This is a genomic window from Actinomadura bangladeshensis (genome assembly GCF_004348335.1).
Classification (GTDB): Bacteria; Actinomycetota; Actinomycetes; order Streptosporangiales; family Streptosporangiaceae; genus Spirillospora; species Spirillospora bangladeshensis.
In genome coordinates, this window is record NZ_SMJW01000103.1 from 1 (window position 1) to 26,757 (window position 26,757).

Genomic DNA, 26,757 nt, shown 5'->3' on the forward strand with positions numbered 1-26,757 from the left:
CTCCACGCCCCACTCGTCCTCGCCCTGATCGCCGCACTGCTGCTCGCCGTCCGCCCCGCTCCCCCCGCGCACGCCGACGACGGCGGCGGACCGGTGCGCGGCTACCTCGACGCCCACAGCCACCTGATGGCGTACGAGGCGTTCGGCGGGCAGGTGCTCTGCGGCAAGCCGTTCGACCCGCGCGGTATCCAGGAGGCGCTGCGCGACTGCCCCGACCACGCCGGGAACGGGGTGTTCGCCTGGTTCGAGAACTTCATGCGGCACGGCAGCCCGCTCGGCACGCACGACCCGACCGGCTGGCCGACGTTCAAGGACTGGCCCGCCTGGGACTCCCGCACCCACCAGCAGGTCTACTACACGTGGCTGGAGCGCTCCTGGCGCGCCGGGCAGCGCGTCCTCGTCAACCACCTCGTCGCGAACCGGCAGTTGTGCGAGGTCTATCCGCTCAAGCGCAACCCGTGCGACGAGATGGCGGTCATCCGGCTCCAGGCGCAGCGCATGCGCGAGATGGAGTCGTACATCGACGCGCAGAACGGGGGCCCCGGCAAGGGGTGGTTCCGCATCGTGCGCGACTCCACCGAGGCCCGCCGGGTCATCCGGGACGGGAAGCTCGCCGTCGTCCTCGGCATCGAGACCTCGGAGCCGTTCGGCTGCCGCGTCGTCAACGGCGTCCCGCAGTGCACGCGCGCGGACATCGACCAGGGCCTGGACGAGGTGAAGCGCCTCGGCGTCTCCTCGATGTTCCTGTGCCACAAGTTCGACAACGCGCTCTGCGGCGTCCGGTTCGACTCGGGCACGACCGGCGCCATCGTCAACGCCGGGAACTTCCTCGGCACCGGCCGCTTCTGGCAGGCCGAGACGTGCACCGGTCCCATTCACGACAACACCCTCGCGTCCGCCGGAACCGTGAGCGATGACGTGGCCGCTTTCCTGCGGCAGCTCGGGATGGCGGGGATCACGCTGCCGCTGTATCCGAAGGCGCCGCACTGCAACATCCTGGGGCTGACCGACCTCGGCGAATACATGCTGCGCGGCATGATGGATCGGCACATGATCGTCGAGATCGACCACATGAGCGCCAAGGCCGCCGGCGAGACCCTCGGCGTCCTGGAGAACGCGCACTACTCCGGTGTCATCTCGTCCCACAGCTGGACGGACGAGCAGTACATGGGCCGCATCTACGCACTCGGCGGAATGGCCGCCGGCTACGGCAACGCCGCCGACCGGTTCGTCGCCGAATGGAAGCGCAAGAAGCAGTCCCGCGACCCGCGCTACACGTTCGGCTACGGCTACGGGCTGGACGCCAACGGCATGGGCGCGCTGCCCCCGCCCCGCGCCGGCAATTCCGCGAACCCGCTGCGCTACCCGTTCACGTCACCGATCAACGGCGTCACGCTCGACCGCGAACGCACCGGGCTGCGCACCTGGGACGTCAACACCGACGGCGTGGCGAGCTACGGGCTCGTGCCCGACTGGATGGCCGACATGCGCGGTATCAGCGGCCCGGAGGTCACCGAGGACCTGGCACGCGGCGCCGAAGCGTATCTGGAGATGTGGCACCGCGCCGAAACCCATTGAGTCACGGCTGAAGGGAGGCCCAGACGCGGGGCGGCAGGACGGCGGCGGCCTCGTCCAGATCCGCGGATTCGGGATCGGACAGCCACCGCCGCGCCGTCTCGGCGACCGGCCCGATGAGCAGCATCTCCATCATCACCGGCGACAGCCGCGCGACCCGGCCGCCCGCCACGTGCGGGGCCATCCACCCGACGAGTCCCGCGATGCGCGGCGCCTTGAGTTCGGCGATGACGGCGGCATGCTCCGGCAGATACGCCGCGTAGGCCGAGGAATGGACGAACCGTGCCGCGTCACTGCGCTCTCGGGTGAAGCGCAGATAGGCACGCGTCACCGCCTCGACGCCCGCTCGCGCGTCGGTGACGCCTTCCAGCGCGTCCAGCAGCGCGTCGAGCAGATCGGCCATGCAGCGCGCGTAAAGGGCGGCGGCGAGGCCGTCGAACGACCCGAAATGATGGTAGAGGCTGCCGCTGCTCATCCCGGTGGCCGCGATGACCGCCTTCATCGTGAAGCCCTCGTGGCCGCGTTCGGCGTGCACGCGGAGCGCCTCGGTCAGGATGCGCGCGACGGTCTCGTCCGTGCCCTGGTGCTTAGGTGACATCGAGCAGTTTCTCGGCGTCGTTCCAGAGCCTTGCCGCCAAGGGGGCGTCGAGCGCCTTCGCCTTCAACGGCGTCTCCTTCTTCACGTGGAAGTAGCGGCCCGTCCCTTCGGCGGTGATCAGGTCCGCGACGGGCGGCCCGCTCTTCGATGCGGGCTTCAGCGTCCATTTGACCGTCTTCAGCAGGGCGCCGAAGAGCCCTGTCCGGGCACCGAGATCCGTCCGGAGCACACCGGGATGCACCGCGTCGATCGTCACTCCTGCGCCTTTCCACCGCTCGGCGAACAGCGGGACCATCATCAGGTTCGCCAGCTTGGTGTTCGCATACGTGTGGACGGCGTGGAAGTCGTCGCCGGTCGGCGTCCTCTCCGGGTCGACCCGCCCGGTGACGTACAGGCCCGCGCTGACCTGGACCACCCGCCGCAGCCGCTCCTCCAGCAGCCGGTTCAGCAGGAACGGCGCGAGATGGTTGGTGAAGAACGCCTGCTCGAACCCGTCCTCGGTGAGCACGCGCCGGCTGGGCCAGACGCCCGCATTGTGGACGAGCACGTCGACATCGGACAGCTCCCCGGCCAGTTCCCGCACGGCCCGCACGGACGACAGGTCGCCCACGACCAGTTCCGCGCCGATCTCGCGCGCGGCGTCCGCCCCCGCGTCGGGCCGCCGCGCCACGATCACCACCCGGTGCCCCCGCCGGGCGGCCTCGCCCGCCACCGCGCGTCCCACACCCCGGTTCCCGCCGGTGACGGCGACCCGCAACTCGCTCATACCGGGCACCCTACCGAACTCTAGAGACCATCTCTAGAGAGGTTCTCCACATACCTCGCGGGTGGTACCGCCCGGCTCCCCCGCTGCGCCGCCCGTCGTACGCGCGATGCCGCCGCGCACGTGACGACACTCCTGCAACCCGACCGGCATCGTCATGGCAGACCGCACAGAAGGGACCGTGGACATGGCGATACAGGAACGCACCCACGCGCGGCGGGACGGCCGCTTCCACCTCGGCAGGCGCTGGCGCAAGACGACGCTGATCGTCCACATCGTGTCCGCCGGCGCCTGGATCGGGATCGACGTCATCGTGGCCGTCCTCGTCCTGACCGGCCGGTTCGGCACCAGCGACGACGTCCGCGGCCTCGCCTACCGGGCGCTCGCGACGTTCGTCGTGTGGCCGATGCTGGCGTCCGCGCTGATCTGCCTGGTCACCGGCGTGGTCCTGGGTCTCGGCACCCGATGGGGCCTGGTGCGCTACTGGTGGGTGGCGGTCAAACTCGTCCTGAACCTGATCCTGTGCACCCTCATCCTGGTGGCCCTCCAGCCCGGCATGGACGAGGTGAACGAGTACGGCCGCACCTTCAGCGCAGGCGGCCCCGAACCGGCCTTCATCTCGAACCTGTTCTTCCCGCCGGCGGTCTCCCTGACGACCCTGACCTTCGCCACCGTCCTAGCCGTCACCAAGCCCTGGGGCCGCATCGGCCGCCGGTCTCGGCGGTCATCGGTGGAACCGCCTCGCTGAGCGCCTGACAAACTGGGCGCATGTTGGGAGAAACCGGGATCGGGTTGCTGGTCGCATGGGCGGTGCACGACGCGGAAGAGGTCGCCTTCGGCCCCCGCTGGATCCGGGCGCACCTCCCGGAACTGCGTGAGCGCTTCCCGGACGTGCCCGACCGGGTGTGGCGGTGGATGGAGTGCGTCGACGAACGCGAGTTCGCCGCCGCCGTCACGCTCATGGGCCTGCTCGTCACCGCCGCCGCGGTGGACGGCCACCGCACGGGCGGGCGCTCGGCCGCCTACCAGACCGCTCTGACCGGCTTCGGCCTCCACGGCCTGGTGCATCTCGGCCAGGCCGCCGCGCTGAGGCAGTACACGCCCGGCTCGGTCACATCGGCGCTGGTGGTCGTCCCCTACACGGTCTGGGCCCGCACGCGGCTGCGCCGACGAGGCGTGCTCCGCCCCACCCGTCCCCGGGACGCCGCCCAGGGCATCGCCTTCGCCATGGCGGGAGTGGTCGCCGTGCACGCCGTGGCTCGGAGGGTGATCGCCGCTAAGGCATGAGGCTGGGGAGGACGGCTGTTCGCGGCGCTCGTCCCCGTCCCGGCGGACTTGCCGGCCGCAGCGTCTGGGGGAAGTCCCCTGTCCGCCGCGTCCCTGCCGGGGACTCTAGGCCGTGTTTAGAAAGTGGTGTTGGCAAGGGCTCGTAGCCAGATGTTGATGGCAGCGAGCTGGATGGTGGCTTCGTAGCGGACGGCGAGCTTGTCATAGCGGGTGGCCACCGCCCGGTGTTGCTTGAGCAGGTTGATGCCGCATTCCACGGCGTGGCGCCGCCGGTAGGCATCGGGGTCGAAGGCAGGCGGTCGTCCTCCGGCCGAGCCCTTGGCCTTGCGGTGGGCCCGCTGGTCGTCCTTGACCGGGATGGTCGCCCGGATGCCCCGACACCGCAGGTAGGCGCGGTTGCCGCGGGATGAATAGGCCTTATCGCCCAGCACCCGGTCCGGCCGCCTGCGGGGACGTCCCGGCCCGACCCTGTCCACCCGCACCCGGTCCAGCACCACGGTGAACTGCGGGCTGTCGCCGCGCTGCCCGCCGGTCAGCACCACCACCATCGGCTTGCGGCCCTGCTCACAAGCCAGATGGATCTTGGTGGTCAACCCACCACGGGAGCGGCCCAGCCCATGATCAGGCGGCTCGGCACCACCGATCCCGCCCGGTGGCTCGACCTGAGCACGGCCGTCACGGCGCGCGCCCGCCGCGTGCTGGTGCGCCCGGCAGATGGTGGAGTCCACCGACACCCACCAGCCGATCAGCCCTGCCGCGTCAGTGAAGGCCATCAGCTTCGCCCAGATCAGCGCCCACACCCCGGCTCGCTGCCAGCACCGAAACAGCCCGTAGACCGACTGCCAGTGCCCGTACCGCTCGGGCACATCCCGCCACGGCGCCCCGACCCGCACCCGCCACCGCACACCATCCACCAACTGCCTGCGCGTCCACTTCCGCGGCCGGCCCGGCCGCTTGGGCCGGGGAAGCAGCGGCTCCAGCACCCGCCACTGCCGGTCCGTCAGATCCTTACGCGCTCCAATCGATACCCTGGCCACCGAGGTCTCCGTGCAGATGGTCTTCTTGGTCGTTGATCCATCTACCGGAGACCTCACTCATCTCCAGACACGACATGCCGACCTGGGACGAGACTTCCTAAACACGGCCTAGGCCCCGGCAGGGACACTCGGCGGCGGGACGGCTCAGCAGGTGCCGAGCATCGAGGTGAGGGCACTCTTCTCGGCGCTGTCGACGGTGAGGCCGTAGTACCACTTCACCTGGATCCAGGCGCGGGCGTAGGTGCAGCGGAACGCGGTGCGCGGCGGCTGCCACTCGGCCGGGTCCTTGTCGCTCTTGGACTGGTTGACGTTGTCGGTGACGGCCCACAGCTCGGGGCCGCCGAGGTCGTTGGCGTAGGTCTGGCGGCGGGACGTCGTCCAGGCCCAGGCACCGGACGCCCACGCCTCGGCGAGCGGCACCATGTGGTCGATGTCCAGGTCGGACGCGAGGGTCCAGGTGGCGCCGTCGTAGGGCGAGTACCAGCTGCCGGACGTCGGGTAGCAGGACGAGTCGGTCACGACGCCCGTGCCGTCCCGCTTGAGGACGGTCTCGCGGGTGTTGCAGGACCCGGAGATCGTGATCCAGTGCGGGAACAGGTCGCGGTCGTAGGTGCTCTGGTGCGATTCGGCGGCGACGGTGAGGGAGGCCAGGCGGCTCGCGGCCGTGGCGGCGGACGGGATGTTCGGCGGAGTCGCGGACGCCGGCGCGTCCAAGACGGCGACCAGCGCCGCGCATAGGACGGCCGGAAGCAGGAACAGCAGCAGGCGTCGCATCGGGGGAGCCCTTCCGCGGCCGTTCCCGGCCAGGGCTGGGGGCGCCCCGAGGGGGATCGGGAACGGCGGCACTGCGACAGTGACATTTCCGACAAATCAGAATAAACGTCACGCTTTGCCCATGCATGGACCCGCCCTTGGGCGATTGCTGCCGTCACCGCCCGGCCCACACGCACGCGACCTGCGGACTCACGGGCGGCTAGGCATCCGATACAGGGGCGGTGCGGCGGACGGAGGCTCCCTCAACGGATGACTCCCGCGAAGCGCGCGAGCACACGCCTGAATACCGGGACCGTCCTTGGTCACCGAGACGGATGCACGGTCGGTCGACTCTCGATCGAGCCGCGATGACCGATGATGACCGGCTCCATCGCACAGGAGAGCACCGCATCATCCCGACAGGCCACCATTGCCCTCTTCACCCTTTAGCGGGCACCGCCTGAATCCCGGCCGACTTAGGGACGGGACGTATCTCACTCGACACTCGGCCAGAAAGCCTCTGCCCCGAACTCCAGGGCGCTCAGAGGCATCTTAATACTTGTGAACCCGAAACCGAGAGGGGCACAGTGTCAGTCGATGTGATTTGGGTCGTGCTCATTGGCATACTCGGCGCGAGTTGCATCGTGGCCTACCTCCGTGACGTGGTGCACGTATGGCTGCTCTGGAGCCGCGGCATCCGTACGAACGGGATAGTGGTCGACCACGAGGTGAGGGAAGCCGACGCGGGAACCCGGTGGACACCGATCTTCGCATTCGAGGACCAGCAGGGCAATCGCGTGTCCTGCAAACCGATCGTGCGCATGGACGCGCGGATGCAACTCGGACAAGTAGTGCCGGTGGTGTACCTGGCCCGCAAACCGAGTGTCGTGCTCCTTTCCACCCGATGGGACATGACCAAGGCGCTACTGGAGAACACCATGCTCCTATTCCTGGGAATGGGGTTCCTGGGCTCCGCCGTGGCCATCGCGATCGGCTTGTCATCCTTCTGACCGCCGAACCGTTCACGATCGCCGACACCCGGTCCACTCACTCGTCCAGAAAGCCTCTGCTCCGAACTCCAGGGCGCTCAGGGGCGGCCCAATCATTAAGAACCCGAAGGCGAGAGGGGCACAGTGCCAGACGACGTGATTCCGGCCGCGCTAAGTGGCATGGTCGGCACGGCCCTCGTCGTGGCCTACCTTCGTGACGCGGTGCACGTATGGCTGCTATGGAGCCGCGGCATCCGTACGAGCGGAGTGGTGGTCGACAACCAGGTGAATGAAACCGACGCGGGAACCCGGTGGACACCGATCTTCGCATTCGAGGACCAGCAGGGCAATCGCGTGTCCTGCAAACCGATCGTGCGCATGGACGCGCGGATGCAACCGGGACAAGTAGTGCCGGTGGTGTACCTGGCCCGCAAACCGAGTGTCATGCTCCTTTTCACGCGTTGGAACATGATCAGGGCGCTGCTGGAGAACACCATGCTCCTGATCGTCGGATCGGGCTTCCTCGGCTCGGCGGCGGCCATCGTCGTCAGCTGATCATCCCGTTGACCTGCGGCGTGTTGGTGTTATGAGCGCGTCGGAAGCAACAACACGCCGCAGATCAACGAGGTGGCGTCTCAGGTGGGGGGCTTGTCGCCGAGGCTGAGGAGGAGGGTGCGCAGGGTTGCGGCCAGGTCGTCTTGTTGCTGTTCGTCCAATGCGGCGAGGATGCGGCGCTCATTGTCGAGGTGGGCGGCGACGGCGCGGTCGATGAGGTCGCGGCCGGCGGGGGTGAGCGCGACGATGACGGTGCGCCGGTTGCCGGGGTCGAGTTCGCGGGTGACGTAGCCCTTGGCGACGAGGCGGTCGAGCCGGTTGGTGACGGCGCCCGAGGTCACCATCGAGGAGCGGGCCAGTGCGCCCGCCGTCATGCCGCCCGGCGCACCGGCGCGCCGGAGGGTCGCGAGGACGTCGAACTCGCCCCGCTCCAGCCCGAACTCGCTGAAGAGGTTCTTCAGTTCGCGCTCGGCGATCCGGGTCAGCCGAGAGAGGCGCCCGAGCACCCGCATCGGGGACGCGTCGAGGTCGGGACGGGCGCGGGCCCACTGCTCCAGCACGAGGTCGACGGCGTCACGGGTCACGCGCACTCCTCAACGTTGAACTGTTTGACATCAAGGTATCACCCGGCCTACCGTCATCAACGTTAAACACTTCAACGTTGAGAGGTTGTCGGTGAACGAACACCGGACACATTCGTCGCTGCGCGGATGGCTGGGGGTCGCGGCGATCACGGCCAGCCTGTTCGTCTTCCTCACCACCGAGCTGATGCCGGTCGGGCTGCTCACCCCGCTGAGCCGCAGCCTGGACATCCAGGTGGGCGTCGCCGCGCTGATGGTCACCCTGTACGGCGTGTCGGCCGGGCTCGCCGTCACGTTCATCGTGGCGTGGACGAGGCGGGTCAACCGGCGCGTCCTGCTGACCGTGCTGCTGGCGGTGCTGGCGCTGGGCAACCTCGTCACCGCCGTCTCGCCGAACTACCCGCTGGTCCTCGCGACCCGCCTGCTCATGGGGTTCGCCAGCGGCGTGTTCTGGGCCATCGGCGTGAGCATGGCGATGCGCCTCGTCCAGGAGCGCCACGCGAGCCGGGCGGCCGCGATCGTGATGTCCGGCATCTCGATCGCCACGGTGGTGGGCATCCCCCTCGGGACGGTCGTGGAGGACGTCACGAACTGGCGGACGACGTTCCTCATCTGGGCCGGCCTCAGCCTGCTGGTGCTGGTGGCCGTGGCCGTCACGGTGCCCTCGCTGCCCTCGGCGAACGCGGTCTCGGTCCGCGAGGTCTTCGGGCTGCCGGTGAAGAACGTGCCGCTGCGCGCGGTGCTGTGCATCGTCGTGCTGTTCGTGCTCGGCCACTTCGGGGCCTACACGTTCGTGCGGCCGTTCCTGGAGGAGGGCGCGTCCGCCTCGTCCGCCTTCATCACCGTGGTGCTGATCGTGTTCGGCGTCGGCGGCGCCATCGGCAACTTCATCGCCGGATACACCGTGAACAGGAGCCTGCGGGGCAGCTTCATCGTCGGCTCCCTGGGGCTGGTGACCGCCCTGCTGTTGCTGCTCACCATCGGCGACGGGAAGGCGGGCGCGATCGTCGCGCTGGTGCTCTGGGGCCTCGCCTTCGGGGTCGTGCAGTTGTCCCAGGTCAACATGACGCTCGCCGCCGCGCCCGAGACCTTCGAGGCGGCGATGTCGCTCAACACCATGGCCTACAACACGTCGATCGCGCTGGGAGCGCTGTTCGGCGGGCTGTTCGCCGACAGCCTCGGCGTCACCAGCGTGGTGTGGTTCGGCGTCGTGCTCACGGCGGCGTCGCTGCTCGTCCTGCTCGCCACCGGCGCTCGCGGGCGGGCCTCGGGCGGCGGCACCCCGACCGGCGGGGAGCCGGCACCGGCCGCCGCCACCGCCGGGGACGCCTGAATCCCCGGCGGCGATGACCGAACGCGGCGGACGGTCAGGCGAAGCGGGCGAGGGCGGCGGAGATGACCGTGCGGTCGGCGGCGGCGGCCTCGAAGAGGGTCGTCCCGCCGTCGTCCTTCCAGGTCTCGACGCGGAGTTCGTCGCCGGGGAAGACGGGGGCGGCGAAGCGGCCCTCCAGTTCGCGCAGGTCGGCCGGGTGGGCGCCGAGCGACGACGCCAGCGGGAGCGTGATCGCCGCCAGCGTGCACAGGCCGTGCATGATGGGGCGCGGCATCCCGGCCGTCTTCGCCGCCTCCGGGTCGATGTGCAGGTGGTGACGGTCGCCGAGGAGGCGGTAGAGGGCCGCCTGGTTGGAGGCCGTCCGGACGCTCAGTTCTCCGGACGGGTCCGCTTCGGGACGGCGGCGGGCGGACGGGCCCCGTTCGCCCCCGAACCCGCCGCGGCCCGGCGCGAAGATCGACCAGGTGGCCGAGAAGTACGCGCTTTCCACGGCCACGTCGAAGACGGCCGCCGAGCCCTTGTCCCAGACCTCGGCCACACGGGCGGTCATCTCGACGGTCCCCGAGCGCGGAAGAGGTTGCAGGACGCGGAGGCGTTGCGTCCCGTGGACGGCCGTCCCGACGTCGAAGGCACCGGCCGAGCCGAGCGCGTCCGGCGCCCACTGGGCGAGGGTCAGCGCGAACGTCGGGAGGACGCGCAGCCGCTCCTCGAAGACCAGGTCGAGGTCGGAGGCGTCCGCGCCGACCGCCAGCGCGTAGAGGATCGCCCGGGTCTCGTCATAGGTGACGGTCCGGCTGCCGAGGTCCTTGCCCTGCCACTCGCTCGTGTTACCTGTGGAGGGGCGACCCCCCACACCCCCCGGCTCGCTTCGCTCGGTCATTGGTCGGCCCCCAGGATCAGGCCGCTGGTCGGGACGCCGGTTCCGGCGGTGACCAGGACGTTGTGGACGTCGCCCGGCTGGTTCGACGACGTGCCGCGCAGCAGCCGCACCCCTTCGGCGATGCCGTTCATGCCGTGGATGTACGCCTCGCCGAGCTGCCCGCCGTGGGTGTTGAACGGGAGCCGGCCGCCGATTTCGAGGTTGCCGTCCGCGACGAAGTCCTTGGCCTCGCCCTTCGCGCAGAAGCCGAGCTCTTCGAGCTGCGGCAGCACCAGCGGCGTGAAGTGGTCGTAGAGGATCGCGGCCTGGACGTCGGCCGGGGTCAGCCGCGACTGCGCGTACAGCTGCCGTCCCACCAGGCCCATCTCGGGGATGCCGGTGATCTCGGAGCGGTAGTAGCTCGTCATCATGTGCTGGTCGTTGCCGGAGCCCTGCGCGGCGCCCCAGATCAGCGCGGGGCGGTGCGGCAGGTCGCGGGCGCGCTCGGCGGAGACGATGACGAGGGCCTGGCCGCCGTCGCTCTCCTGGCAGCAGTCCAGCAGCCGCAGCGGTTCGGCGATCCACCGGGACGCCTGGTGGTCCTCCAGCGTGATCGGGCGCCCGTGGAACCACGCGGCCGGATTCTTCGCGGCGTGCGCGCGGTCGACGACGGCGATGCGGCCGAAGTCCTCGCTGGTCGCGCCGTACTCGTGCATGTAGCGGCGGGCGAACATGGCGACCCACTGGGCGGGCGTCGACAGGCCGAACGGGTTCATCCACGCGTAGGCGGCGCTGTCGGCGCTGACGTCCATCGGACGGTTCGCCTGGCCGAGGCCGTAGCGGGTGCCGGAGCGCTCGTTGAACGCCCGGTAGCAGACGACGACGTCGGCGACGCCGGTCGCGACGGCCATCGCGGCCTGCTGGACGGTGCCGCAGGCGGCGCCGCCGCCGTGCCCGACGCGGGAGAAGAACGTCAGCTCGCCGATGCCGAGGTTGCGGGCGATGTGGATCTCGGAGCTGGTGTCGGCGGTGAACGTCACCATCCCGTCCACGTCGGACGGCTGCAGCCCGGCATCGGTGATCGCGGCGAGCACCGCCTCGCAGGCGAGCCGCAGCTCGCTGCGGCCGGACTCCTTGGAGAACTCCGTGGCGCCGATCCCGGCGATCGCGGCCGCTCCCGGCAGCACGCTCATGCGTCACTCCCCTGCAGTTGGACGACGACCGTGCCGGTCACGTGCGGGCCGATCGCGTTGACGCCGCGCACCGCGATCTCGACCCGGCCGCCGTCCCGCTTCCCGGTGACGGTGCCGGTCAGCACCATCGTGTCGCCCGGGTAGTTCGGCGCGCCCAGCCGGATCTTGATGGCCTTCACCACGGCGGCGGGCCCGGCCCAGCCCGTGACGTACCGGTCGACGAGCCCGTTGGTCGTCAGGATGTTCATGAAGACGTCCTTGGAGCCGCGCTCGACGGCGAGCGACGGGTCGTGGTGGACGTCCTGGTAGTCGCGGCTCGCGATCGCGGTCGCGACGATCATCGTGCGGGTCAGCGGGATCGCCAGCTCGGGAAGCTCCTCCCCCACCGCCACGTCGGCGTAGGCGCGGCTCACCATGTTCTCGCTCACAGCGCCGCCCCCAGCAGGTCGAGGTCGGCGGACGCGCCGCCGAGCGTCCCGGAGATCTGCTTGCCCCACAGGAAGTGCCGGTGCACCGGGTAGTCGACGTCCACGCCGATGCCGCCGTGCAGGTGCTGGACGCGGTGGACGACGTTCAGCCCGCCCTCGTCCGACCACCACTTGGCGACCAGGACGGCGGCCTCGGCGTCCTCCCCGGCGGCGACCAGCGAGACGGCGTGCCAGAGGCAGACGCGCAGCGCGTCGATCTCGATGTAGCAGTCGGCGAGCTGGTGCTGCGCGGCCTGGAACGTGGCGAGCGGGCGGCCGAACTGCTCGCGCCCGGACAGGTAGTCGGCGGCCATGCGAAGCGCGCCGTCGGCCACCCCCACCTGGAGGGCGGCCAGCGAGACGCGGACGGTCTCCAGCACCGCGTCCAGGGCACCCGAACCGAGGGCCTGGGCGGGGGCGCCGTCGAGCGTGAGGTGCCCGGCGACGTCGCGGCTCGTGGTCTCGGCGCGCTCCCAGGCGCCGGCGGACGTCTCGACGACGAACAGCCCGGGGCCGTCGTCCGACGACGCCGACACCAGCACGTGGCTCGCCCCGAACGGGGTCGGGACGACCGCCTTCGTGCCGGTCAGCAGCCACCCGTCCCCGTCCCGGACGGCCGTGCAGCGCGGCGCCGCCGGGTCGGACGGCCCGAACTCCTCCAGCGCGACCGTCAGCCGCGCCGACCCGTCCAGGACGGACGGCAGGATCTCCCGCTGCGGCGCCGACCCGTGCGAGGCCAGCGTCAGCGCGGCGGCGACGCACGGCCAGACCGGGACGGGCACGACGGTCCGCCCCTGCTCCTCCAGCAGGACGGCCAGCCCGCCGATGCCGAGCCCGGCACCGCCCGCGTCCTCGGGCAGCGCGACGCCGAGCAGCCCCGTCTCCGCCAGCTCCGCCCACAGGCCCTCGTCGAACCCGCGCTCGGACTCCTCCGCCGCCTTGATCCGCGCCTGCGCGGCCCGGTCGGCGAAGATCTGCCGGGCCAGGTCCCGGACGGCCTCCAGCTCCTCGCCCAGGGTGAAGTCCATTCAGCGCTCCTTCGCAGCGTCGGCCGGGCGGAACACCGGCAGGGACAGGTCGGGGTCCGGGTCGATCCAGTCGAGGACGACGGGCATGCCGACCTCGACGTCCTCGGGCGCGACCCCGGTCATGTTCGTGATCAGGCGGGTGCCCTCGGTCAGCTCGATCACCGCGACGACCAGCGGGTAGTCGAACGCCGGATGGCGCGGGTGGTGGTTGACCACGTAGCTGTAGACGTGGCCCTCGCCCTGCGCCTCGACGGTGTCCCACGCGAACGAGCCGCACTGCGGGCAGCACGGGCCGGGCGGGTGCCGCAGCGACTTGCAGTCGGCGCACCGCTGGATGACGAGCTTGTGCTCGCGCGCCGCCTCGAACCAGAACGCGTTGTCCGGGTTGATCGCGGGCCGCGGCCGCAGCGCCCTCTTCTCCTCCGCGGCCGGTTCCTCCGCCGCCTTCTCCGGGGGGCGGAAGCGCAGCAGCCGCCAGCCCTGCGTCGCGACGACCTCGCCGGACGCGTCCCGGTAGGTCCGCAGGGTGGTGATGAAGCGGCCGGCGCCGAGCCCGGTCTTCTTCTCCGGGGAGATCGCCTGCACGACCTCCTCGACGCTGACGCGGTCGCCCGGCACCAGCTCCCGGACGAACTCGAACTCCGAGTCGGTGGCGACGACGGAGGTGTAGCCGCCCTCGGCGAGCAGCGCGGTCAGCTCGTCGGAGCCGTTCGGCGACGGGTCCGGGTGGACGGACGCCGCGTAGCCGCGCATCGTCCACGCCTGCACCATCGACGCGGGCGCCACGACGCCGTCGCGGCCCGACGCGCGGGCGGCGTCCTCGTCCAGGTAGACGGGGCTGCCGTCCTCCATCGCCTCGACCCAGTGCCGGATCATGGGGACGTTCACCGGGTCCTGCCCGAACCGGCGGGTCAGCAGTTCCCTGCCGACCCAGGCCTGCAGCCTGTCCTCGTAGTCGTCGCTCATGACCGCTTCATCCTCGGAAGGCCCAACCCCTGCACGGCGACCATGTCGCGGAGCACCTCGTTGACGCCGCCGCCGAACGTGTTCACGATCCCCTGCCGGGAGAGCTGCTCGATCTGCCCGTGCAGCAACGCGCCCGGCGATTCGGGACGGATCCGTCCGGCCGCCCCGAGCACCCCGGTCAGCGTCCGCTGGACGAAGATGTGCGTCTCCGTCCCGTACGCCTTGGCGGCGCCGGCCTGCGCGCCGGTCAGCTCGCCGGCCTCGACCGCCATGGTCATCTTCCAGTTCATCAGCCGCATCGCCTCCAGCCGCGCGTAGGCGCGGGCGAGGTCGGCGCGCACCCAGGGCAGGTCGATCAGCCCGCTGTCGCGGGCCCAGTCCCGGACGTCCTCCCACAGCCGGATCATCCGGCCGCCGAGCGCGGCGAGGCCGATGCGCTCGTGGTTGAGCTGGGTGGTGATCAGGCTCCAGCCGCCGTCGACGTCCCCGACGACCGACGAGGCGGGCACCCGGACGCCGTGGTAGTAGGTCGACGTCACGACCATGCCGCCGACGGTCGGGATCGGGCTCCAGGAGAACCCGTCCGCGTCGGTCGGGACGATCAGGATCGAGATGCCCTTGTGCTTCGGCGCGTCCGGGTTCGTCCGGGCGGCGAGCCAGATGTGGTCGGCGGTGTTGGCACCGCTCGTGAACACCTTGCTGCCGTCGACCACGAACTCGTCGCCGTCCAGGACGGCCTTGGTCCGCAGCGACGCGAGGTCGGTGCCGGCGTCGGGCTCGGTGTAGCCGATCGCGAACACGAGGTCGCCGGACAGGATGCCGGGGAGGTACTTCTTCTTCTGCTCGTCCGTGCCGAAGCGCATCAGCGTCGGGCCGACCGTGTTCACCGTGACGAACGGGAACGGCAGGCCCGCCCGCTGCACCTCGTCGAAGAACACGTACTGCTCGGCGATCGACTTGCCCTGCCCGCCGTACTCGGCCGGCCAGCCGTAGCCGAGCCAGCCGTCGTTGCCGAGCATCTTGACGATCTCGCGGAACCGGTCGCCGCCGACGCCCTGCTCGCCGGCGCGGCGCCGCACGTCCTCGGGCAGCAGGCCCGCGAAGTACGCCCTCAGTTCCGCGCGCAGCTCGCGATGCGCGTCGGACTCACGCAGATCCATACCTGCCCCTTCTGCAAATCACGGGAGGAAGCGCCGGCGGCCGGCGGCGGTGAACTCCTCGCGGAGCGCCGCCTTGTCCGCCTCGGTCATCAGGACGTACTCGGGTGCTCCGCGGCCGGCCCACCAGAACACGGGGTCGGTGGTCCGCCAGCCGTCGAGCTGAAGTTCCTTCTTCTTGAGCTTGCCCGAGCCGGTCGTCGGCAACGCGTGCGAGACGCGCACGAACCGCGGCGCGCCCTTGGTGCCGAGGTCGTCCTGGGCGGCGAGGAACGCCGGGAGGTCCAGGTCCTCGAACGCGACGCCCGCCGGGACCTCGATCGCGGCCATCACCTGGTCGCCAGAGCGCGGGTCGGGGACGCCGAACGCGACCGCGTCCACGATCTTCGGGTGGCGGCGGACGACGTTCTGGGTGAGCAGCGCGGAGATGTTCTCCGAGTCGACGCGGATCCAGTCACCGGACCGTCCGCCGAAGTACAGGAACCCGTCGCCGTCGACGTAGCCGAGGTCGCCCGTCCAGTACCAGCCGTGCCGGACCCGCTCGGCGTCCGCCTCCGGATTCTTGTAGTAGCCCTCGAACTTCGCGGCGCCGCGCACGTCGACGATCTCGCCGACGGCGGCCTCGGCGTTGGTGACGCGGCCGTGCTCGTCGAGGATCGCGGGTGCGCACGTCTCGCGCGTCTCCGGGTTCACGATCCGGACGCCGTCATGGGCAGGGCGCCCGAACGCGGTCGGCGGCGCTGCCGGGTCGCGCTTAATCATGCCGGCGCTCTCGCTGGAGCCGTAGCCCTCCAGCAGCCGCGCGCCGAACCGGCGCAGGAACTCCGCCTTGTCCTCGGGGGACGCCTCCGTGCCGAACCCGTGCGTCAGCGTGTTGTCGCCGTCGTCGGGCCGCTCGGGCGTGGCGAGGACGTAGCCGATCGCCTTGCCGACGTAGTTGAAGAACGTCGCACCGTAGAACCGGACGTCCGGCAGGAACCCGGACGCGGAGAACTTCGGCGCCAGCACGACGGTCGCGCCGACCGCGAGCGACGGCGCCCACAGCGCCATCAGCGCGTTGCCGTGGAACAGCGGCATCGAGCAGTAGCTGATGTCGTCGCGCTTGACGTCGTACTTGGCGCTGTTGTTGCGGCCGAGCTCGGCGAGCCGGCCCTGCGAGCAGCGCGCCGCCTTGGACGCGCCCGTCGTCCCTGACGTGAACAGCAGCAGCATCTGCGTCGCCGGGGTGACCGACTCGTCGGCCGCGGGTTCGCAGGCGTGGGACGAGACGAGCGCCGGGTAGTCCCGGTCGTCGATCAGGAGGAAGCGGTCGCGCGGGACGCCGATGTCGAGGCCGTCCAGCAGCTTCAGCCCGGCCCGGTCGGTGACCAGCAGCTGGAGGTCGGTGTGCCGGACCTCCTGCCCCAGGTAGGCACCCGTCCGGGTCGAGTTGATGCCGACGACCGTCGCGCCGCTCAGCGCCGCCGCGCCCAGCCACAGGACGTACTCGGGGACGTTCTCCAGCAGCACGCCGATGTGGAACGGGCCGTCCCGGCGCAGCTCGCGGGCCAGCGAGGCGCGGGCCGCGCTCTCCCGGACGACCTCGTCCCACGTCCACGTCCGCTCGCGGCTGCGCAGGCCCGGCCGGGTGTCGCCCAGCCTGGCCAGCAGCATCCCGGCGATCGTCTCGTCACGCACTCGGACTGCCCCAGGCCGGCTCGGTGGACAGGACGCAGTGGGTGCCGCCGTAGATCGCCGTCATGCACTTGTTGCAGTGGATGCACAGCGACTCGGTGGCGGGGTCGTCCTTGATCCGGTTGATCAGGTCGGGCTCGCGCAGCAGGGCGCGGGCCATCGCGACGAACTCGAAGCCCTCCGCCATGGCGGTGTCCATGCCGGCCCGGTCGGTGACGCCGCCGAGCAGGATCATCGGCAGCTTCACCGCGGCGCGGATCTGCCGGGCGTCCTTCAGCAGGTAGAGGTCCTCGTAGGGGTAGGACTTCAGGAAGTGCTTGCCGATCAGCTTGATGCCGAGCTTGGTCGGCTGCTTCATCACGGACGCGAACTCGTGCAGCGGCGCGTCCCCCTTGAACAGGTACATGGGGTTGAGCAGGGAGCTGCCCGCGGTCATCTGGAGGGCGTCGACAGAGCCGTCGGCCTCCAGCCACCGCGCGACCTGGATGGCCTCGTCGATCCAGAAGCCGCCGGGCACGCCGTCGTCCATGTTCAGCTTCGCGGTGATCGCGATGCGGTCGCCGACGGCGTCGCGGACGGCGCGGCCGATGTCGCGGGCGAGCCGGGCCCGGTTCTCCAGCGAGCCGCCGTACTCGTCCTTGCGGTGGTTGACCTTGGGGCTGAGGAAGGAGCTCGTCAGGTAGTTGTGCCCCATGTGGATCTCGATCGAGTCGAAACCGGCCTCGATCGCCATCTTCCCCGCGTAGGCGTGCGCCTCGACGACGCGCTTCAGGTCCGCGTGCGTGGCGGCCTTGGCGACGGTCTGCGTGGTCAGGTGGAAGTGGCGGCTGGGCGCGAGCGCGGGCAGCTTGTTGCTCTTGGGGTTGGCGACCGGGCCGGCGTGCCCGATCTGCGCCTGGACGGCGGCCCCCTCGGCGTGCACGGCGTCGGTCAGCTTGCGGAGGCCGGGCATGGCCTCGTCCCGCCAGTAGATCTGCCGGCGGTCGGTGCGCCCCTCCGGCGCGACCGCGCAGTACGCGACGGTCGTCATGCCGACGCCGCCGCGCGCGTGCCGGACATGGAAGTCGATCAGCGCGTCGGTGACCTGGCCGTCCTTCGTCAGCCCCTCGTACGTCGCCGCCTTGACGGTGCGGTTCCGCAGCGTGACGGGCCCCAGCTTCCCAGGGGCGAACACGTCGGGCTTCGGGTCGTTCATGAAAAGTCCTCCATCCGGACTAGACGTTAATCAGCGGGATGTCCAGGCACTCCGGACATCCCGCTGACTGGGAGCATCGACCTCCGCTGCTTCGTTGACCTGCGGCGTGTTGTTGTTATCCGGCGGCTCATAACAACAACACGCCGCAGGTCAACGGAGGGGTCAGGCGTCGTGGCGGAGGGCGGCGGCTATTTGGTCCGTCTGCGCCTGCTGCTCCAGCAGCTGGCGCAGGAGCCACAGGCGCAGGACGCGGGTCACCGCGGCGGCCAGGTACAGGGCCGCGCCCAGGACGGTCACCGCCAGGAAGCCGACGGCGAGGGTCTGCAGGGACCCGACGTCCCGCATGTCGTCCTTGGTGAGGGAGACGTTGTAGGCGATGAAGACGCCGGCGACGCCGGCGACCATCGCGACGACGCCGACGATGCGGAGCACCCCGTCGAAGCGGGACTGGTCGGTCTTCAGCCTCTGGTTCGCCACGTCGTCCTTGAACTGCTGGCGTCGTTCCTCGGTGAGCATGATGGGTCAACCTCCCAGGTAGTCGCTGGACAACCGGTCTTCGATCTCGGCGGGCGGGCCGGCCGCCACCACGCGCCCGTGCAGCATCAGCGCGGCGGTGTCGGCGATGGGCAGGACGGCGCGGGCGAACTGCTCGGCCACCAGCACCGACAGGCCGCCCGCGACCAGCTCGGCGACCGTCTCGTACATCCGGGTGACGATCATGGGCGCGAGGCCCATGGACAGCTCGTCGAGCAGCAGCACCGCCGGGTCGGTGCCGAGCGCGCGCGACAGCGCGAGCATCTGCTGCTCGCCGCCGGACATGGATCCGGCGAGCTGGTCGCGGCGCTCGCCGAGGCGGGGGAAGCGGGCGTACGCCTTCTCCTCCAGGTCCTCCCGCTTCGCCCCGGTCCCGGTGGCGGCCCACAGGTTCTCCCGGACCGTCAGGTTCGGGAAGATCCCGCGGCCCTCGGGGATCGAGCACACGCCGAGGCGGGCCGCGTCCTGCGCGGAGATGCCGTTGACCGTGCGGCCCGCGAAGCGCAGCTCCCCGCCGGTCGGCGGGTGCAGGCCCGCGCACACGCGCATCGTGGTCGACTTTCCGCCGCCGTTCGGACCGAGCAGCGCCAGCAGCGACCCCGGCTTCAGCGCCAGGTCGACGCCGTGCAGGACCTCGATCGCGCCGTAGCCCGCGCGGACGCCCACCAGCTCGAGCAGCGGCTCGGTCTCCGCCACGGCGTCGTCGGCCGCCGTCTGCGGCTCCGGGATCACTTCAGCCATGGGACGCCTCCTCCGTGCCGATGTAGGCGGCGATGACCTCGGGCGACTCCTTGATCTCCGCCGGCGTGCCGGACGCGATCAGCGCGCCGTAGTCGAGGACGTGGATGGTCGAGCACAGCTTCATCACGAGCGGCAGGTCGTGCTCGACCAGGCAGATCGCGAGGCCCTCGGCGGCGAGGCCGGTGAGCATCTGCGCGAACGCCTCCGTCTCGCGCTCGGTCTGGCCGGACGCGGGCTCGTCCAGCAGCAGGACGCGCGGTGAGGTCATCAGCGCGCGCGCCACCTCCACGACGCGGGCCCGCCCGATCGGGATGTCGGACACGTCGCGGCCGGCGACGTCGGTGAGCCCGGTCCGTTCGAGGATCTTGTCGGTCTCCTCGTCGAGGTCGAAGCGCTTGCGGCTGTGGCTGCGCAGGATGTCGCCCGCCACGCGCACGTTGTCGCGCACCGACAGCGACAGGAACAGCTCCAGCCGCTGGAACGTGCGCGCCATGCCGCGCCGCGCGCGCTTGGCCGGGGACAGCCCGGTGATGTCGTCGCCGTCCAGGAGGACCTGGCCGGACGCGGGCTTCTGCAAGCCGGTGATGGTGTTGAACATCGTCGTCTTGCCGGCGCCGTTCGGTCCGATCAGCCCGGTGATTCGGCCTTCGTCCATGGTGAGGCCGACGTTGTCGACGGCGGTGTTGCCGCCGAACCGGACGGTGATGCCCCGCGTCTCCAGCAGCGGCGTCTCAAGCGGTGGCACGTGAACCTCCCTTCTCCAGGACGGCGGGTAGGCCGAGTTCGCGGTCGAGGCGTGCGCGCAGGTCGTCGGTGTAGGGCTCGTCCACGCCGATCAGCTCCAGCGGGGTCGGGCGGTCGCGGCGGCCCTCGTCCAGGTACATGCGGCCGAAGACGGGCAGCAGCATGACCGCGCAGAGGGCGATGAGCGCGAACGTCCACGTCCCGATCACGCCGGTCAGCGCGAGGACGTAGAGGACGGCCCCGAGCGCCGCCGCCCCGTACAGGACGGGCTTGGCGCTCCGGATCGCCCGGTAGCCCTCGATGAGGTCGTGGACGAAGCCGCTCGGGTTGCGGCCGACGCCCATCCCGACCAGCGCCGTCCCGACCAGGACGAGGTGGCCGAGCGCGTTGTAGATCGTCGCCATGCCCTCGTTGCCGAGCGCCAGGTCGCTGAACGTGGACACGAGGACCGCCGCCCCGACGCCCGCCATCAGCCCGCCGGCCAGCGCGCCGCTGAGGTAGCCGATGCCGGCGACCACGACGAGCATCAGCAGCGCGAGGCTGCCGATGAAGGTGAAGTTCTCCTGCGCGACGGTCCCGGTCGCGGCCGACATCAGCACGCCGCCGAGGCCCGCGATCGCCGCGGAGATCATGAAGACGCTCAGCTTCAGCCGGACGAGGTTCTGGCCGAGCATCGCCGACGCCGCCGGGCTGTCCTTCATCGCGGCGAGCCGCCGCCCGTACCCGCTGTTGCGCAGCGCGGCGAGCCCGACGGCGATCAGCGCGAACAGGACCGTGGCGGTCATCAGCGACGTCGTCCCGTCCCGCAGGTCGAGCGGGCCGACCTTCAGCGGCGGGACGACCAGCGACCCGTCCGGGAACAGGGTGAAGGTGACCCCGAACAACTCGTGCTGGGTGGTGTCGCGCAGCACCATGTTCGACAGGAACTCGCCGAACGCCATCGTCGCCAGGGCCAGGTACAGGCCGCGCAGCCGCAGCGCCGGCAGCGCGACGAGCCCGCCGACCAGCGCCGCCACCGCGACGCCCAGCACGACGCCCTGGACGTTCATCCGCGCGTCCAGGCCGGTGCCGACCACCCCGGCGTGGAACGCCACGACCGTGGCGACCGCGCCGAACGCCAGCGGCGCGAGGTTCAGCTCGCCCGCGTAGCCGGTGAGGACGGTCAGCGACAGCGCGATGATCGCGAACGTCATGCCGAGCGAGAACGTGGTGATCGCGCCGTCCGACAGCAGCAGGCTGTAGAGGTAGACGACCGCGACGAGGACGAGGCCCCACACGGCCGCGCCCCGGACGGTCGGCACCCGGTACCGCTCGCGGGTCCGGATCGCGGCCCCGCGCAGCCGGTCCTGGGGCAGCACCACCAGCACCACGAACAGCAGGATCATCGGCAGCGAGACGCGCAGGTTGCCGGTGAACGTGCCCGCCGACGGCAGGTAGGCGAGCACGTAGTTGGCGGCCAGGCCGAGCACCATCGCGCCGGCGAAGGTGCGGGGGATGCTGCGCAGCCGGCCGAACATCGCCGCCGCGAACGCGTCGATGACCAGCAGCGTCAGCATGTTCGCGTCCAGGCCGCCGCCGCTGATCGGCACGATCAGCACGCCGGCGAGGACGGCGAGGGTGGAGCCGAGCGCCCACGACAGCATCGCGGCGCGCTCGGGGTCGTGGCCGTTCAGGCGCAGCAGGTCGGGGTCGTCGACCGAGCCGCGCATGACGACGCCGATCCGGCTGCGGGTGAACAGCACCCGCAGCCCGACGGCGATCGCGACGGCGGCGACCAGGCAGACGATCTCGTGGTACCGGACGACCACGCCGGCCACCGTGATCTTGGCGCCCGCGCCGAAGAACATGTCAACGGTGTGGGCCTCGTCCGGATTCCAGATCCACTGCGCGAGGTAGACGGTGCCGAGCAGCACCGCCACCGTCACGATGATCTTCGTGACGTCGGCGGTGCCGCGCAGGCCCTTCATGATGGCGGCGTGCAGTGCGGCGCCCATCGCGGGTCCGACGAGGCCGATCACGATGATCAGCGCGAGCCACACCGGCCAGCCCCACCGCTCGGTGAAGTGCCAGTACAGGAACGTGCCGAACATCGCCTGCGCGCCATGGGCGAAGTTGAAGATGCCCGAGGTGTTGTACGTCAGTACGAGCCCCGAGGCCGCGATGGAGTACACCGAGCCCAGGACGAGACCCAGGATCGTGTAGGTCAGGAACGTCGTCACTTAGACTGCTCACCGCCAAGTGGTCACCGTTTCCGGCGGGTCGGATCAGGAGGACTGGGGCTTGATGACGTCGTCGGTCAGGAACTTCGTCGAGATCCGGTCATCGTTGAGCGTCACCCCCGAGGCCTTCGGGTCGGTCTTGACGACGAACTCGGGGCCGCACTCGAACTCGCCCACGTTCTTCGGGTAGACCTGCTCGTACTTGGTCTTGTTGAGCTTGACCATGAGCGAGCAGGACGCCGGCTTGTTGTTGCCGGGGTCGGTCGGCGCGTGCAGTCCGCCGCCCGTCCACTCGTGCACCTTCGACAGCTCGTTGATCACGCACTGCCGGGTGAGGTCGGAGCCGCACTTCTGCGCGGACTGCGCCCACAGCAGGAACGCCGAGGTGGCCTGCATGCCGAGCAGCGCGACCTTGCCCTGCTTGCCGTTGACGATGTCGATGTACTGCTTGACCGCCGGGACCTTCGCGGCGTTCTCCAGCGGCTGGAAGATCATGCCGACGTGCAGGTTGTCGCCCGCGCCCGCGGTGTTCCACTTGGACACCATCGTGCTGTACCAGGTCGCCTCGAAGACGTACTTCGGCTTGGCGCCGGCCCGCTCGATCGACTCCAGCAGGCTGAACTGGCCGGGGTCGGGCGAGTCGGACGACCACAGGTAGCCCGCCTCGCACTTCTTGATCTTCTCGGCGAACGGCATGTAGCTGCTCTCGCCCTTGTCGTTCAGCCGGACGCCGCACTCCAGCGGCGTGATGCCGATCCCCTTCATGGCGCGGGCGATCTTGCCGGTGCCGGTGCTGACGGCCGGGGAGGTCGACAGCAGGATGTCGGTCTTGTCCTTGAAGTCGGGGAACAGCTTCTCGGCGAGGCGGAGCCCGCCGATGTTCATCATGTCCACCGGGTACGGGACGGACTCGTACTTCATCGGGCCCATCGCGGCGTTCGGGCCGACGGTGAAGCCGGCGACCGTCGGCAGCTTGCACGCCACCCGGTACTGCTCGGCGGCCTCGTCCATCGCGAAGCCCTGGCCGACCAGCATGAAGTCCTGCTTGCAGGACTCCTGCACCACCTTCGCCGACTGCATGTAGGCGGCGTCGTACTGGTTGCCCTTGATCTTGCGCCCGTTGATGCCGCCCTGCTGGTTGCACCAGTCGATCATCGCGGCGACGGCGTCGCCCATCTCCTTGGACAGGCCCGGCGCGGAGGTGAAGCCGCGGTCGTCGCCGAAGCCGATCGTGATGGCGTCGTCGGTGACGCCCTGGTCGGTCTTGCCCTTGGCGTCACCGGGGCCGCACGGGGACGCCAGCGTCCCGAACGTCGTGCTCGACGCGGCGGCGCCGCCCTTCGAGCCGGTGCCCTCGGACACGCCGTCCGTGCCCGAACGCTCGCTGGAACAGGACGCGGTGACGAGCGCCACCGCGAGGGCGCCCGCTGCGAGGCGTCCGATCTTGTCGACCTTCATAGGTCGTACTCCTTTCACTGGCCGCAGGGCGGCGAGTGGTGTTGCGGGCAGGCGGGGGACGTGGTTCGTGGGTGCGGGCGACCCACCCGGCGGCCCGCTGGTACGCCGGATGCGGACGTCGCCGCGTGTTGGCCGCGCGCTACCGCGCGTTGTCGCCGCCCGCTCGCGGGCCGGCGGTGGTCAGTCGGTCGGACCGGGTCAGCCGAAGTTGGCCTGGCCGCCGTCAAGCGGGATCGTGGCACCGGTGAGGTAGCGCATGGCGGGCTGCACGAGCGCCACGACGGCCCGGCCGATGTCCTCTTCGCACTCGCCGATGTAGCCGAGCGGGATCGTCTTGCGGAACTCCTCGGCCGCCTCGGGGTTGTTCTCCACCCACCACTTCAGCCCCGGCGACAGTGCGTGCGGGGCGATGTTGTTGGCGCGGATGCCGTCCGCGCCCCATTCGGCGGCGGCCGTCCGGGTGAGCGAGCGAAGCGCCTGCTTGGCGGCCGCGTAGGCGCCGAACGTCGCCGGATCCCAGCGGACCATGGCGGACGTGACGAGGTTGACGATGCTGCCGCCGCCCCGCGCCTTCATGTGCGGATGGCACGCCTTCATGAACGCGAACGCGGCGAAGGGACCGCTGACGAACCCCTTCTGGAAGTTCCTGTCGGTCAACTCCAGCAGCGGGCCGTAGCAGCCCGAGTAGGCGTTGTTGACGAGGATGTCGACGCCGCCGAACGCCTCGGCGACCCGCTCCACCACGCCCGGGATCGCCGCGGTGTCCAGGACGTCGCAGACGAAGGACTCCGCCTTCGCACCGCGCTCGCGGATCAGCTCGCAGGTGGCGTCCAGCTTGGACTCCGTACGGCCGAGCACGGCGATCGACGCGCCCTCCGACGCCAGAGCCAGGGCTATCCCCTGCCCGACCCCCTGCCCCGCTCCGGTGATGATCGCGACCTTGTCGCTGAGGCTTGCCATTGGTTCTCCGCTCAGTCCTGCTTGCGCGCCCAGCCCGGACCGTCCAGGTCATGCCTGGTCAGCCCGGTCTGCCCAGTACTGGTGCGGTCATGGTGATGTGACGCGGCGCACGTAAACGGTCCAGTCCCGCTCAGCGGGAATGAGTTCGGCCTGGAACGGTCCGTAACCGTCCCGCTGAGCGGAATGCCCTGGTGGCGCGGGTGTGCCGCAGCACACAATGGGCCGTTCCGGCGAGGAGGAGGGGTCCGATGGAGATGATCGCGAAGCTGACCGGTCCCGGCGGCGAGTTCGAACTGCGGGAGGACGACGTGCTCGGCGCGCGGCTGCCGGTGTTCGCGAACCGGGCCCGCAGCCTCGGCGAGGTGCTCGTCCGCTCGGCGGCCCACGGCGATCGCGACTACATCGTCACCGCGTCCCGCCGGCTGTCGTTCGCCGAGCACGCCGCCGCCGTCGCGTCCATGGCGAAGGCGCTGCGGGACGACCTCGGCGTCCGGCCCGGCGACCGCATCGCGATCAACGCCGCGAACAGCCCCGAGTGGATCATCTCGTTCTGGGCGGCGATCGCCGCCGGCGCCGTCGCGGTCGGCTACAACGCGTGGTGGACGCCGCAGGAGATCGAGTACGCGCTCGGCCACACCGACCCCAAGATCGTGATCGCCGACGCGAAGCGGGCCGCCCTGATCTCCGAGGACGTGCTGACGATCGAGAAGGACGTCCCGTCGCTGACCTCCCGCTACCCCGGCGCGGAACTGGACGTCCCGGACGTCGCCGAGGACGACCCCGCGGTCATCCTGTACACGAGCGGCACGTCGGGCCGCCCGAAGGGCGCCGTCCACTCGCACCGGAACCTGACCTCGGTGATCGAGTACCACCGGTACAACGACGCCATCATGGGCGCGTTCGGCATCGACACCTCCACCCGCCGGTACCTGCTCGCGCTGCCGCTGTTCCACATCGCGTCCCTGCACAACCTGGCCGTCCCGCGCCTCGCCACCGGGACCGCCGTGGTCATGCACATGGGCGGCTTCGACGTGGACAAGGTGCTGAGCCTGGTCGAGAAGGAGAAGGTGACGAACTGGGGCGCCGTCCCCACGATGGCGCACCGCATGATGGAGCACGGCGACCTGTCCAAGTACGACCTGTCGTCGCTGACCGCGTTCGCGCTGGCCTCCGCGCCGTCCTCGCCCGCGTTCAAGGAGCGCCTGCAGTCGGTGTTCCCGCCGGCGCGCGGCGCCCTCGTCGACAGCTACGGGCTGACCGAGTCGTGCACCGCCATCTCCGTCGCCACCCCGATGGACCTCGCCGAGGCGCCGGGGACGCTCGGCGCCCCGAACATCGGCGTCCAGGTGGAGATCCGCGACCCCGAGGGCAAGCCGGTCCCGGACGGCACCGAGGGCGAGGTCTGCGCCCGCAGCGCCTACAACATGGTCGGCTACTGGCGCGACCCGGAGGCCACCGCCGCGAGCATCGACGCGGACCGCTGGCTGCGCACCGGCGACATCGGCATGATCGACAACGGCCGGCTGCGGCTCACCACCCGCCGCTCCGACCTGATCATCCGCGGCGGCGAGAACGTCTACCCGACGGAGATCGAGAACGTCCTCGCCGAGTACCCGGGGATCTCCGAGTGCATCGTCATCGGCGTCCCGCACCCCGACCTCGGGCAGGAGGTCGCGGCGGTCGCCGTGTTCGCCGGCGACCCCCCGTCGCCCGAGGAGCTGGCGGCCTTCGCCAAGGAGCGGCTCGCCTACTTCAAGGTCCCGTCCCGCTGGCACATCACGACCGACCCGCTCCCGCGCAACGCGACCGGGAAGGTGCTGCGCAAGCAGGTCGAGGACTCGGTGTCCTGACCCCGGCGGGGTGTCGAGGGACGGGTTGCCGAGGCGGGCCGAGCGGGACCGGCGGGTCAGGGAGCCGGCCGCCGGAGCCGAGGGCCGGCTGACGCTCTGGCAGGGTCTGCGCACGCCGACCGCCTCGACGAGCGGCGCGCCGCCGTGGGCCTCCAGCCCATGGCCGAGTACGACGCCGACATGCGCCGGCGCGCCGGCTGACCCATCGGGCGCTCACGGGCGGTGGGCGTGGGTGAGGAGG

At 70.7% G+C, this 26,757-nt stretch carries 26 protein-coding genes; 7 read left to right on the forward strand and 19 right to left on the reverse strand.

Annotated features, from left to right (window positions below):
• Positions 1 to 1,578 (forward strand): amidohydrolase family protein (locus tag E1284_RS20555; protein WP_131941282.1); only part of this gene is annotated, 1,578 nt, incomplete at its 5' end.
• A 1-nt stretch (position 1,579) separates the two neighbouring features.
• Here the strand turns inward: E1284_RS20555 and E1284_RS20560 are convergent.
• Positions 1,580 to 2,173 carry a TetR/AcrR family transcriptional regulator gene (locus E1284_RS20560; RefSeq protein ID WP_131941284.1) on the reverse strand — a complete coding sequence of 198 codons (594 nt, stop codon included), beginning with the start codon at positions 2,171 to 2,173 and terminating at the stop codon, positions 1,580 to 1,582.
• Entirely contained in the window at positions 2,163 to 2,939 is a 777-nt protein-coding gene (locus tag E1284_RS20565; protein WP_131941286.1) for an SDR family NAD(P)-dependent oxidoreductase, read from the reverse strand. Before E1284_RS20565 ends, E1284_RS20560 begins: the two co-directional genes overlap by 11 nt.
• Before the next feature lie 184 nt (positions 2,940 to 3,123).
• Here E1284_RS20565 and E1284_RS20570 point away from each other — a divergent pair, with 184 nt between their 5' ends.
• Together E1284_RS20570 and E1284_RS20575 are read left to right on the forward strand one after the other, a co-directional pair.
• Entirely contained in the window at positions 3,124 to 3,684 is a 561-nt protein-coding gene (locus E1284_RS20570; protein WP_131941288.1) for a hypothetical protein, read from the forward strand.
• Between the two features lie 20 nt (positions 3,685 to 3,704).
• Positions 3,705 to 4,223 carry an HXXEE domain-containing protein gene (locus E1284_RS20575; RefSeq protein WP_131941290.1) on the forward strand — a complete coding sequence of 173 codons (519 nt, stop codon included), beginning with the start codon at positions 3,705 to 3,707 and terminating at the stop codon, positions 4,221 to 4,223.
• 116 nt (positions 4,224 to 4,339) lie between these two features.
• On the opposite strand, the gene E1284_RS20580 is transcribed toward E1284_RS20575, so the two are convergent.
• Together E1284_RS20580 and E1284_RS20585 are read right to left on the reverse strand one after the other, a co-directional pair.
• Positions 4,340 to 5,260, reverse strand: a complete 921-nt coding sequence (locus tag E1284_RS20580; protein WP_131941292.1) for an IS5 family transposase — start codon at positions 5,258 to 5,260, stop codon at positions 4,340 to 4,342.
• Positions 5,261 to 5,404: 144 nt separating this feature from the next.
• Positions 5,405 to 6,034: an HNH endonuclease family protein gene (locus E1284_RS20585; protein ID WP_131941294.1), complete on the reverse strand. Its 630-nt coding sequence runs from the start codon at positions 6,032 to 6,034 to the stop codon at positions 5,405 to 5,407.
• A gap of 566 nt (positions 6,035 to 6,600) precedes the next feature.
• Here E1284_RS20585 and E1284_RS20590 point away from each other — a divergent pair.
• Entirely contained in the window at positions 6,601 to 7,023 is a 423-nt protein-coding gene (locus E1284_RS20590) for a DUF3592 domain-containing protein (protein WP_165965351.1), read from the forward strand.
• A gap of 123 nt (positions 7,024 to 7,146) precedes the next feature.
• The gene (locus E1284_RS20595; RefSeq protein WP_131941298.1) at positions 7,147 to 7,557 is read left to right on the forward strand and encodes a DUF3592 domain-containing protein; all 411 of its coding nucleotides are present in this window, start codon (positions 7,147 to 7,149) and stop codon (positions 7,555 to 7,557) included.
• 80 nt (positions 7,558 to 7,637) lie between these two features.
• Here the strand turns inward: E1284_RS20595 and E1284_RS20600 are convergent, their stop codons facing one another.
• On the reverse strand, positions 7,638 to 8,141 hold the full coding sequence (locus E1284_RS20600; RefSeq protein ID WP_243714620.1) for a MarR family winged helix-turn-helix transcriptional regulator: 504 nt from the start codon (positions 8,139 to 8,141) through the stop codon (positions 7,638 to 7,640).
• A 91-nt stretch (positions 8,142 to 8,232) separates the two neighbouring features.
• On the opposite strand from E1284_RS20600, the gene E1284_RS20605 reads away from it, so the two are divergent.
• Positions 8,233 to 9,471, forward strand: coding sequence for an MFS transporter (locus E1284_RS20605; RefSeq protein WP_207923863.1), 1,239 nt, complete (start codon positions 8,233 to 8,235; stop codon positions 9,469 to 9,471).
• A 34-nt stretch (positions 9,472 to 9,505) separates the two neighbouring features.
• On the opposite strand, the gene E1284_RS20610 is transcribed toward E1284_RS20605, so the two are convergent.
• From E1284_RS20610 to E1284_RS20675, 14 genes are all read right to left on the reverse strand, one after another.
• Positions 9,506 to 10,324, reverse strand: coding sequence for a MaoC/PaaZ C-terminal domain-containing protein (locus E1284_RS20610; protein ID WP_243714621.1), 819 nt, complete (start codon positions 10,322 to 10,324; stop codon positions 9,506 to 9,508).
• 23 nt (positions 10,325 to 10,347) lie between these two features.
• Complete coding sequence (locus E1284_RS20615; RefSeq protein ID WP_131941302.1) at positions 10,348 to 11,523, reverse strand: lipid-transfer protein; 1,176 nt, start codon at positions 11,521 to 11,523, stop codon at positions 10,348 to 10,350.
• Positions 11,520 to 11,951: a MaoC family dehydratase gene (locus tag E1284_RS20620; RefSeq protein ID WP_243714622.1), complete on the reverse strand. Its 432-nt coding sequence runs from the start codon at positions 11,949 to 11,951 to the stop codon at positions 11,520 to 11,522. The genes E1284_RS20615 and E1284_RS20620 overlap by 4 nt, the downstream gene beginning before the upstream one ends.
• The gene (locus E1284_RS20625; RefSeq protein WP_131941303.1) at positions 11,948 to 13,018 is read right to left on the reverse strand and encodes an acyl-CoA dehydrogenase family protein; all 1,071 of its coding nucleotides are present in this window, start codon (positions 13,016 to 13,018) and stop codon (positions 11,948 to 11,950) included. The genes E1284_RS20620 and E1284_RS20625 overlap by 4 nt, the downstream gene beginning before the upstream one ends.
• Positions 13,019 to 13,984 carry a bifunctional MaoC family dehydratase N-terminal/OB-fold nucleic acid binding domain-containing protein gene (locus tag E1284_RS20630; RefSeq protein ID WP_131941305.1) on the reverse strand — a complete coding sequence of 322 codons (966 nt, stop codon included), beginning with the start codon at positions 13,982 to 13,984 and terminating at the stop codon, positions 13,019 to 13,021.
• Positions 13,981 to 15,144, reverse strand: a complete 1,164-nt coding sequence (locus E1284_RS20635; RefSeq protein WP_131941308.1) for an acyl-CoA dehydrogenase family protein — start codon at positions 15,142 to 15,144, stop codon at positions 13,981 to 13,983. Before E1284_RS20635 ends, E1284_RS20630 begins: the two co-directional genes overlap by 4 nt.
• Before the next feature lie 18 nt (positions 15,145 to 15,162).
• On the reverse strand, positions 15,163 to 16,818 hold the full coding sequence (gene casI, locus E1284_RS20640) for a steroid-22-oyl-CoA synthetase (RefSeq protein ID WP_131941311.1): 1,656 nt from the start codon (positions 16,816 to 16,818) through the stop codon (positions 15,163 to 15,165).
• On the reverse strand, positions 16,811 to 18,010 hold the full coding sequence (locus tag E1284_RS20645; protein ID WP_131941313.1) for an NADH:flavin oxidoreductase: 1,200 nt from the start codon (positions 18,008 to 18,010) through the stop codon (positions 16,811 to 16,813). Before E1284_RS20645 ends, casI begins: the two co-directional genes overlap by 8 nt.
• Before the next feature lie 162 nt (positions 18,011 to 18,172).
• The gene (locus E1284_RS20650) at positions 18,173 to 18,526 is read right to left on the reverse strand and encodes a hypothetical protein (protein WP_131941315.1); all 354 of its coding nucleotides are present in this window, start codon (positions 18,524 to 18,526) and stop codon (positions 18,173 to 18,175) included.
• A gap of 6 nt (positions 18,527 to 18,532) precedes the next feature.
• Positions 18,533 to 19,285 (reverse strand): ABC transporter ATP-binding protein, encoded by a 753-nt coding sequence (locus tag E1284_RS20655; RefSeq protein ID WP_131941317.1) that lies wholly within the window; start codon positions 19,283 to 19,285, stop codon positions 18,533 to 18,535.
• Positions 19,278 to 20,030, reverse strand: coding sequence for an ABC transporter ATP-binding protein (locus E1284_RS20660; RefSeq protein WP_131941319.1), 753 nt, complete (start codon positions 20,028 to 20,030; stop codon positions 19,278 to 19,280). The genes E1284_RS20655 and E1284_RS20660 overlap by 8 nt, the downstream gene beginning before the upstream one ends.
• Entirely contained in the window at positions 20,017 to 22,248 is a 2,232-nt protein-coding gene (locus tag E1284_RS20665) for an ABC transporter permease (RefSeq protein ID WP_131941321.1), read from the reverse strand. The genes E1284_RS20660 and E1284_RS20665 overlap by 14 nt, the downstream gene beginning before the upstream one ends.
• 45 nt (positions 22,249 to 22,293) lie before the next feature.
• Positions 22,294 to 23,706 carry a type 1 periplasmic-binding domain-containing protein gene (locus E1284_RS20670; protein WP_131941324.1) on the reverse strand — a complete coding sequence of 471 codons (1,413 nt, stop codon included), beginning with the start codon at positions 23,704 to 23,706 and terminating at the stop codon, positions 22,294 to 22,296.
• 198 nt (positions 23,707 to 23,904) lie between these two features.
• Positions 23,905 to 24,666, reverse strand: a complete 762-nt coding sequence (locus E1284_RS20675) for an SDR family NAD(P)-dependent oxidoreductase (protein ID WP_131941326.1) — start codon at positions 24,664 to 24,666, stop codon at positions 23,905 to 23,907.
• Positions 24,667 to 24,914: 248 nt separating this feature from the next.
• On the opposite strand from E1284_RS20675, the gene casG reads away from it, so the two are divergent.
• Positions 24,915 to 26,516, forward strand: coding sequence for a steroid-24-oyl-CoA synthetase (gene casG / locus E1284_RS20680; protein ID WP_207923864.1), 1,602 nt, complete (start codon positions 24,915 to 24,917; stop codon positions 26,514 to 26,516).
• Positions 26,517 to 26,757: the final 241 nt, after the last annotated feature.

Coding starts and splice junctions, on each gene's coding strand:
- E1284_RS20560 (WP_131941284.1), bottom strand. CDS start 2,173: ATGTCACCTAAGCACCAGGGCACGGACGAGACCGTCGCGCGCATCCTG.
- E1284_RS20625 (WP_131941303.1), bottom strand. CDS start 13,018: ATGGACTTCACCCTGGGCGAGGAGCTGGAGGCCGTCCGGGACCTGGCC.
- E1284_RS20635 (WP_131941308.1), bottom strand. CDS start 15,144: ATGGATCTGCGTGAGTCCGACGCGCATCGCGAGCTGCGCGCGGAACTG.
- E1284_RS20650 (WP_131941315.1), bottom strand. CDS start 18,526: ATGCTCACCGAGGAACGACGCCAGCAGTTCAAGGACGACGTGGCGAAC.
- E1284_RS20565 (WP_131941286.1), bottom strand. CDS start 2,939: ATGAGCGAGTTGCGGGTCGCCGTCACCGGCGGGAACCGGGGTGTGGGA.
- E1284_RS20630 (WP_131941305.1), bottom strand. CDS start 13,984: ATGAGCGACGACTACGAGGACAGGCTGCAGGCCTGGGTCGGCAGGGAA.
- E1284_RS20585 (WP_131941294.1), bottom strand. CDS start 6,034: ATGCGACGCCTGCTGCTGTTCCTGCTTCCGGCCGTCCTATGCGCGGCG.
- E1284_RS20575 (WP_131941290.1), top strand. CDS start 3,705: ATGTTGGGAGAAACCGGGATCGGGTTGCTGGTCGCATGGGCGGTGCAC.
- E1284_RS20645 (WP_131941313.1), bottom strand. CDS start 18,010: ATGAACGACCCGAAGCCCGACGTGTTCGCCCCTGGGAAGCTGGGGCCC.
- E1284_RS20670 (WP_131941324.1), bottom strand. CDS start 23,706: ATGAAGGTCGACAAGATCGGACGCCTCGCAGCGGGCGCCCTCGCGGTG.
- casG (WP_207923864.1), top strand. CDS start 24,915: ATGGAGATGATCGCGAAGCTGACCGGTCCCGGCGGCGAGTTCGAACTG.
- E1284_RS20655 (WP_131941317.1), bottom strand. CDS start 19,285: ATGGCTGAAGTGATCCCGGAGCCGCAGACGGCGGCCGACGACGCCGTG.
- E1284_RS20570 (WP_131941288.1), top strand. CDS start 3,124: ATGGCGATACAGGAACGCACCCACGCGCGGCGGGACGGCCGCTTCCAC.
- E1284_RS20615 (WP_131941302.1), bottom strand. CDS start 11,523: ATGAGCGTGCTGCCGGGAGCGGCCGCGATCGCCGGGATCGGCGCCACG.
- E1284_RS20675 (WP_131941326.1), bottom strand. CDS start 24,666: ATGGCAAGCCTCAGCGACAAGGTCGCGATCATCACCGGAGCGGGGCAG.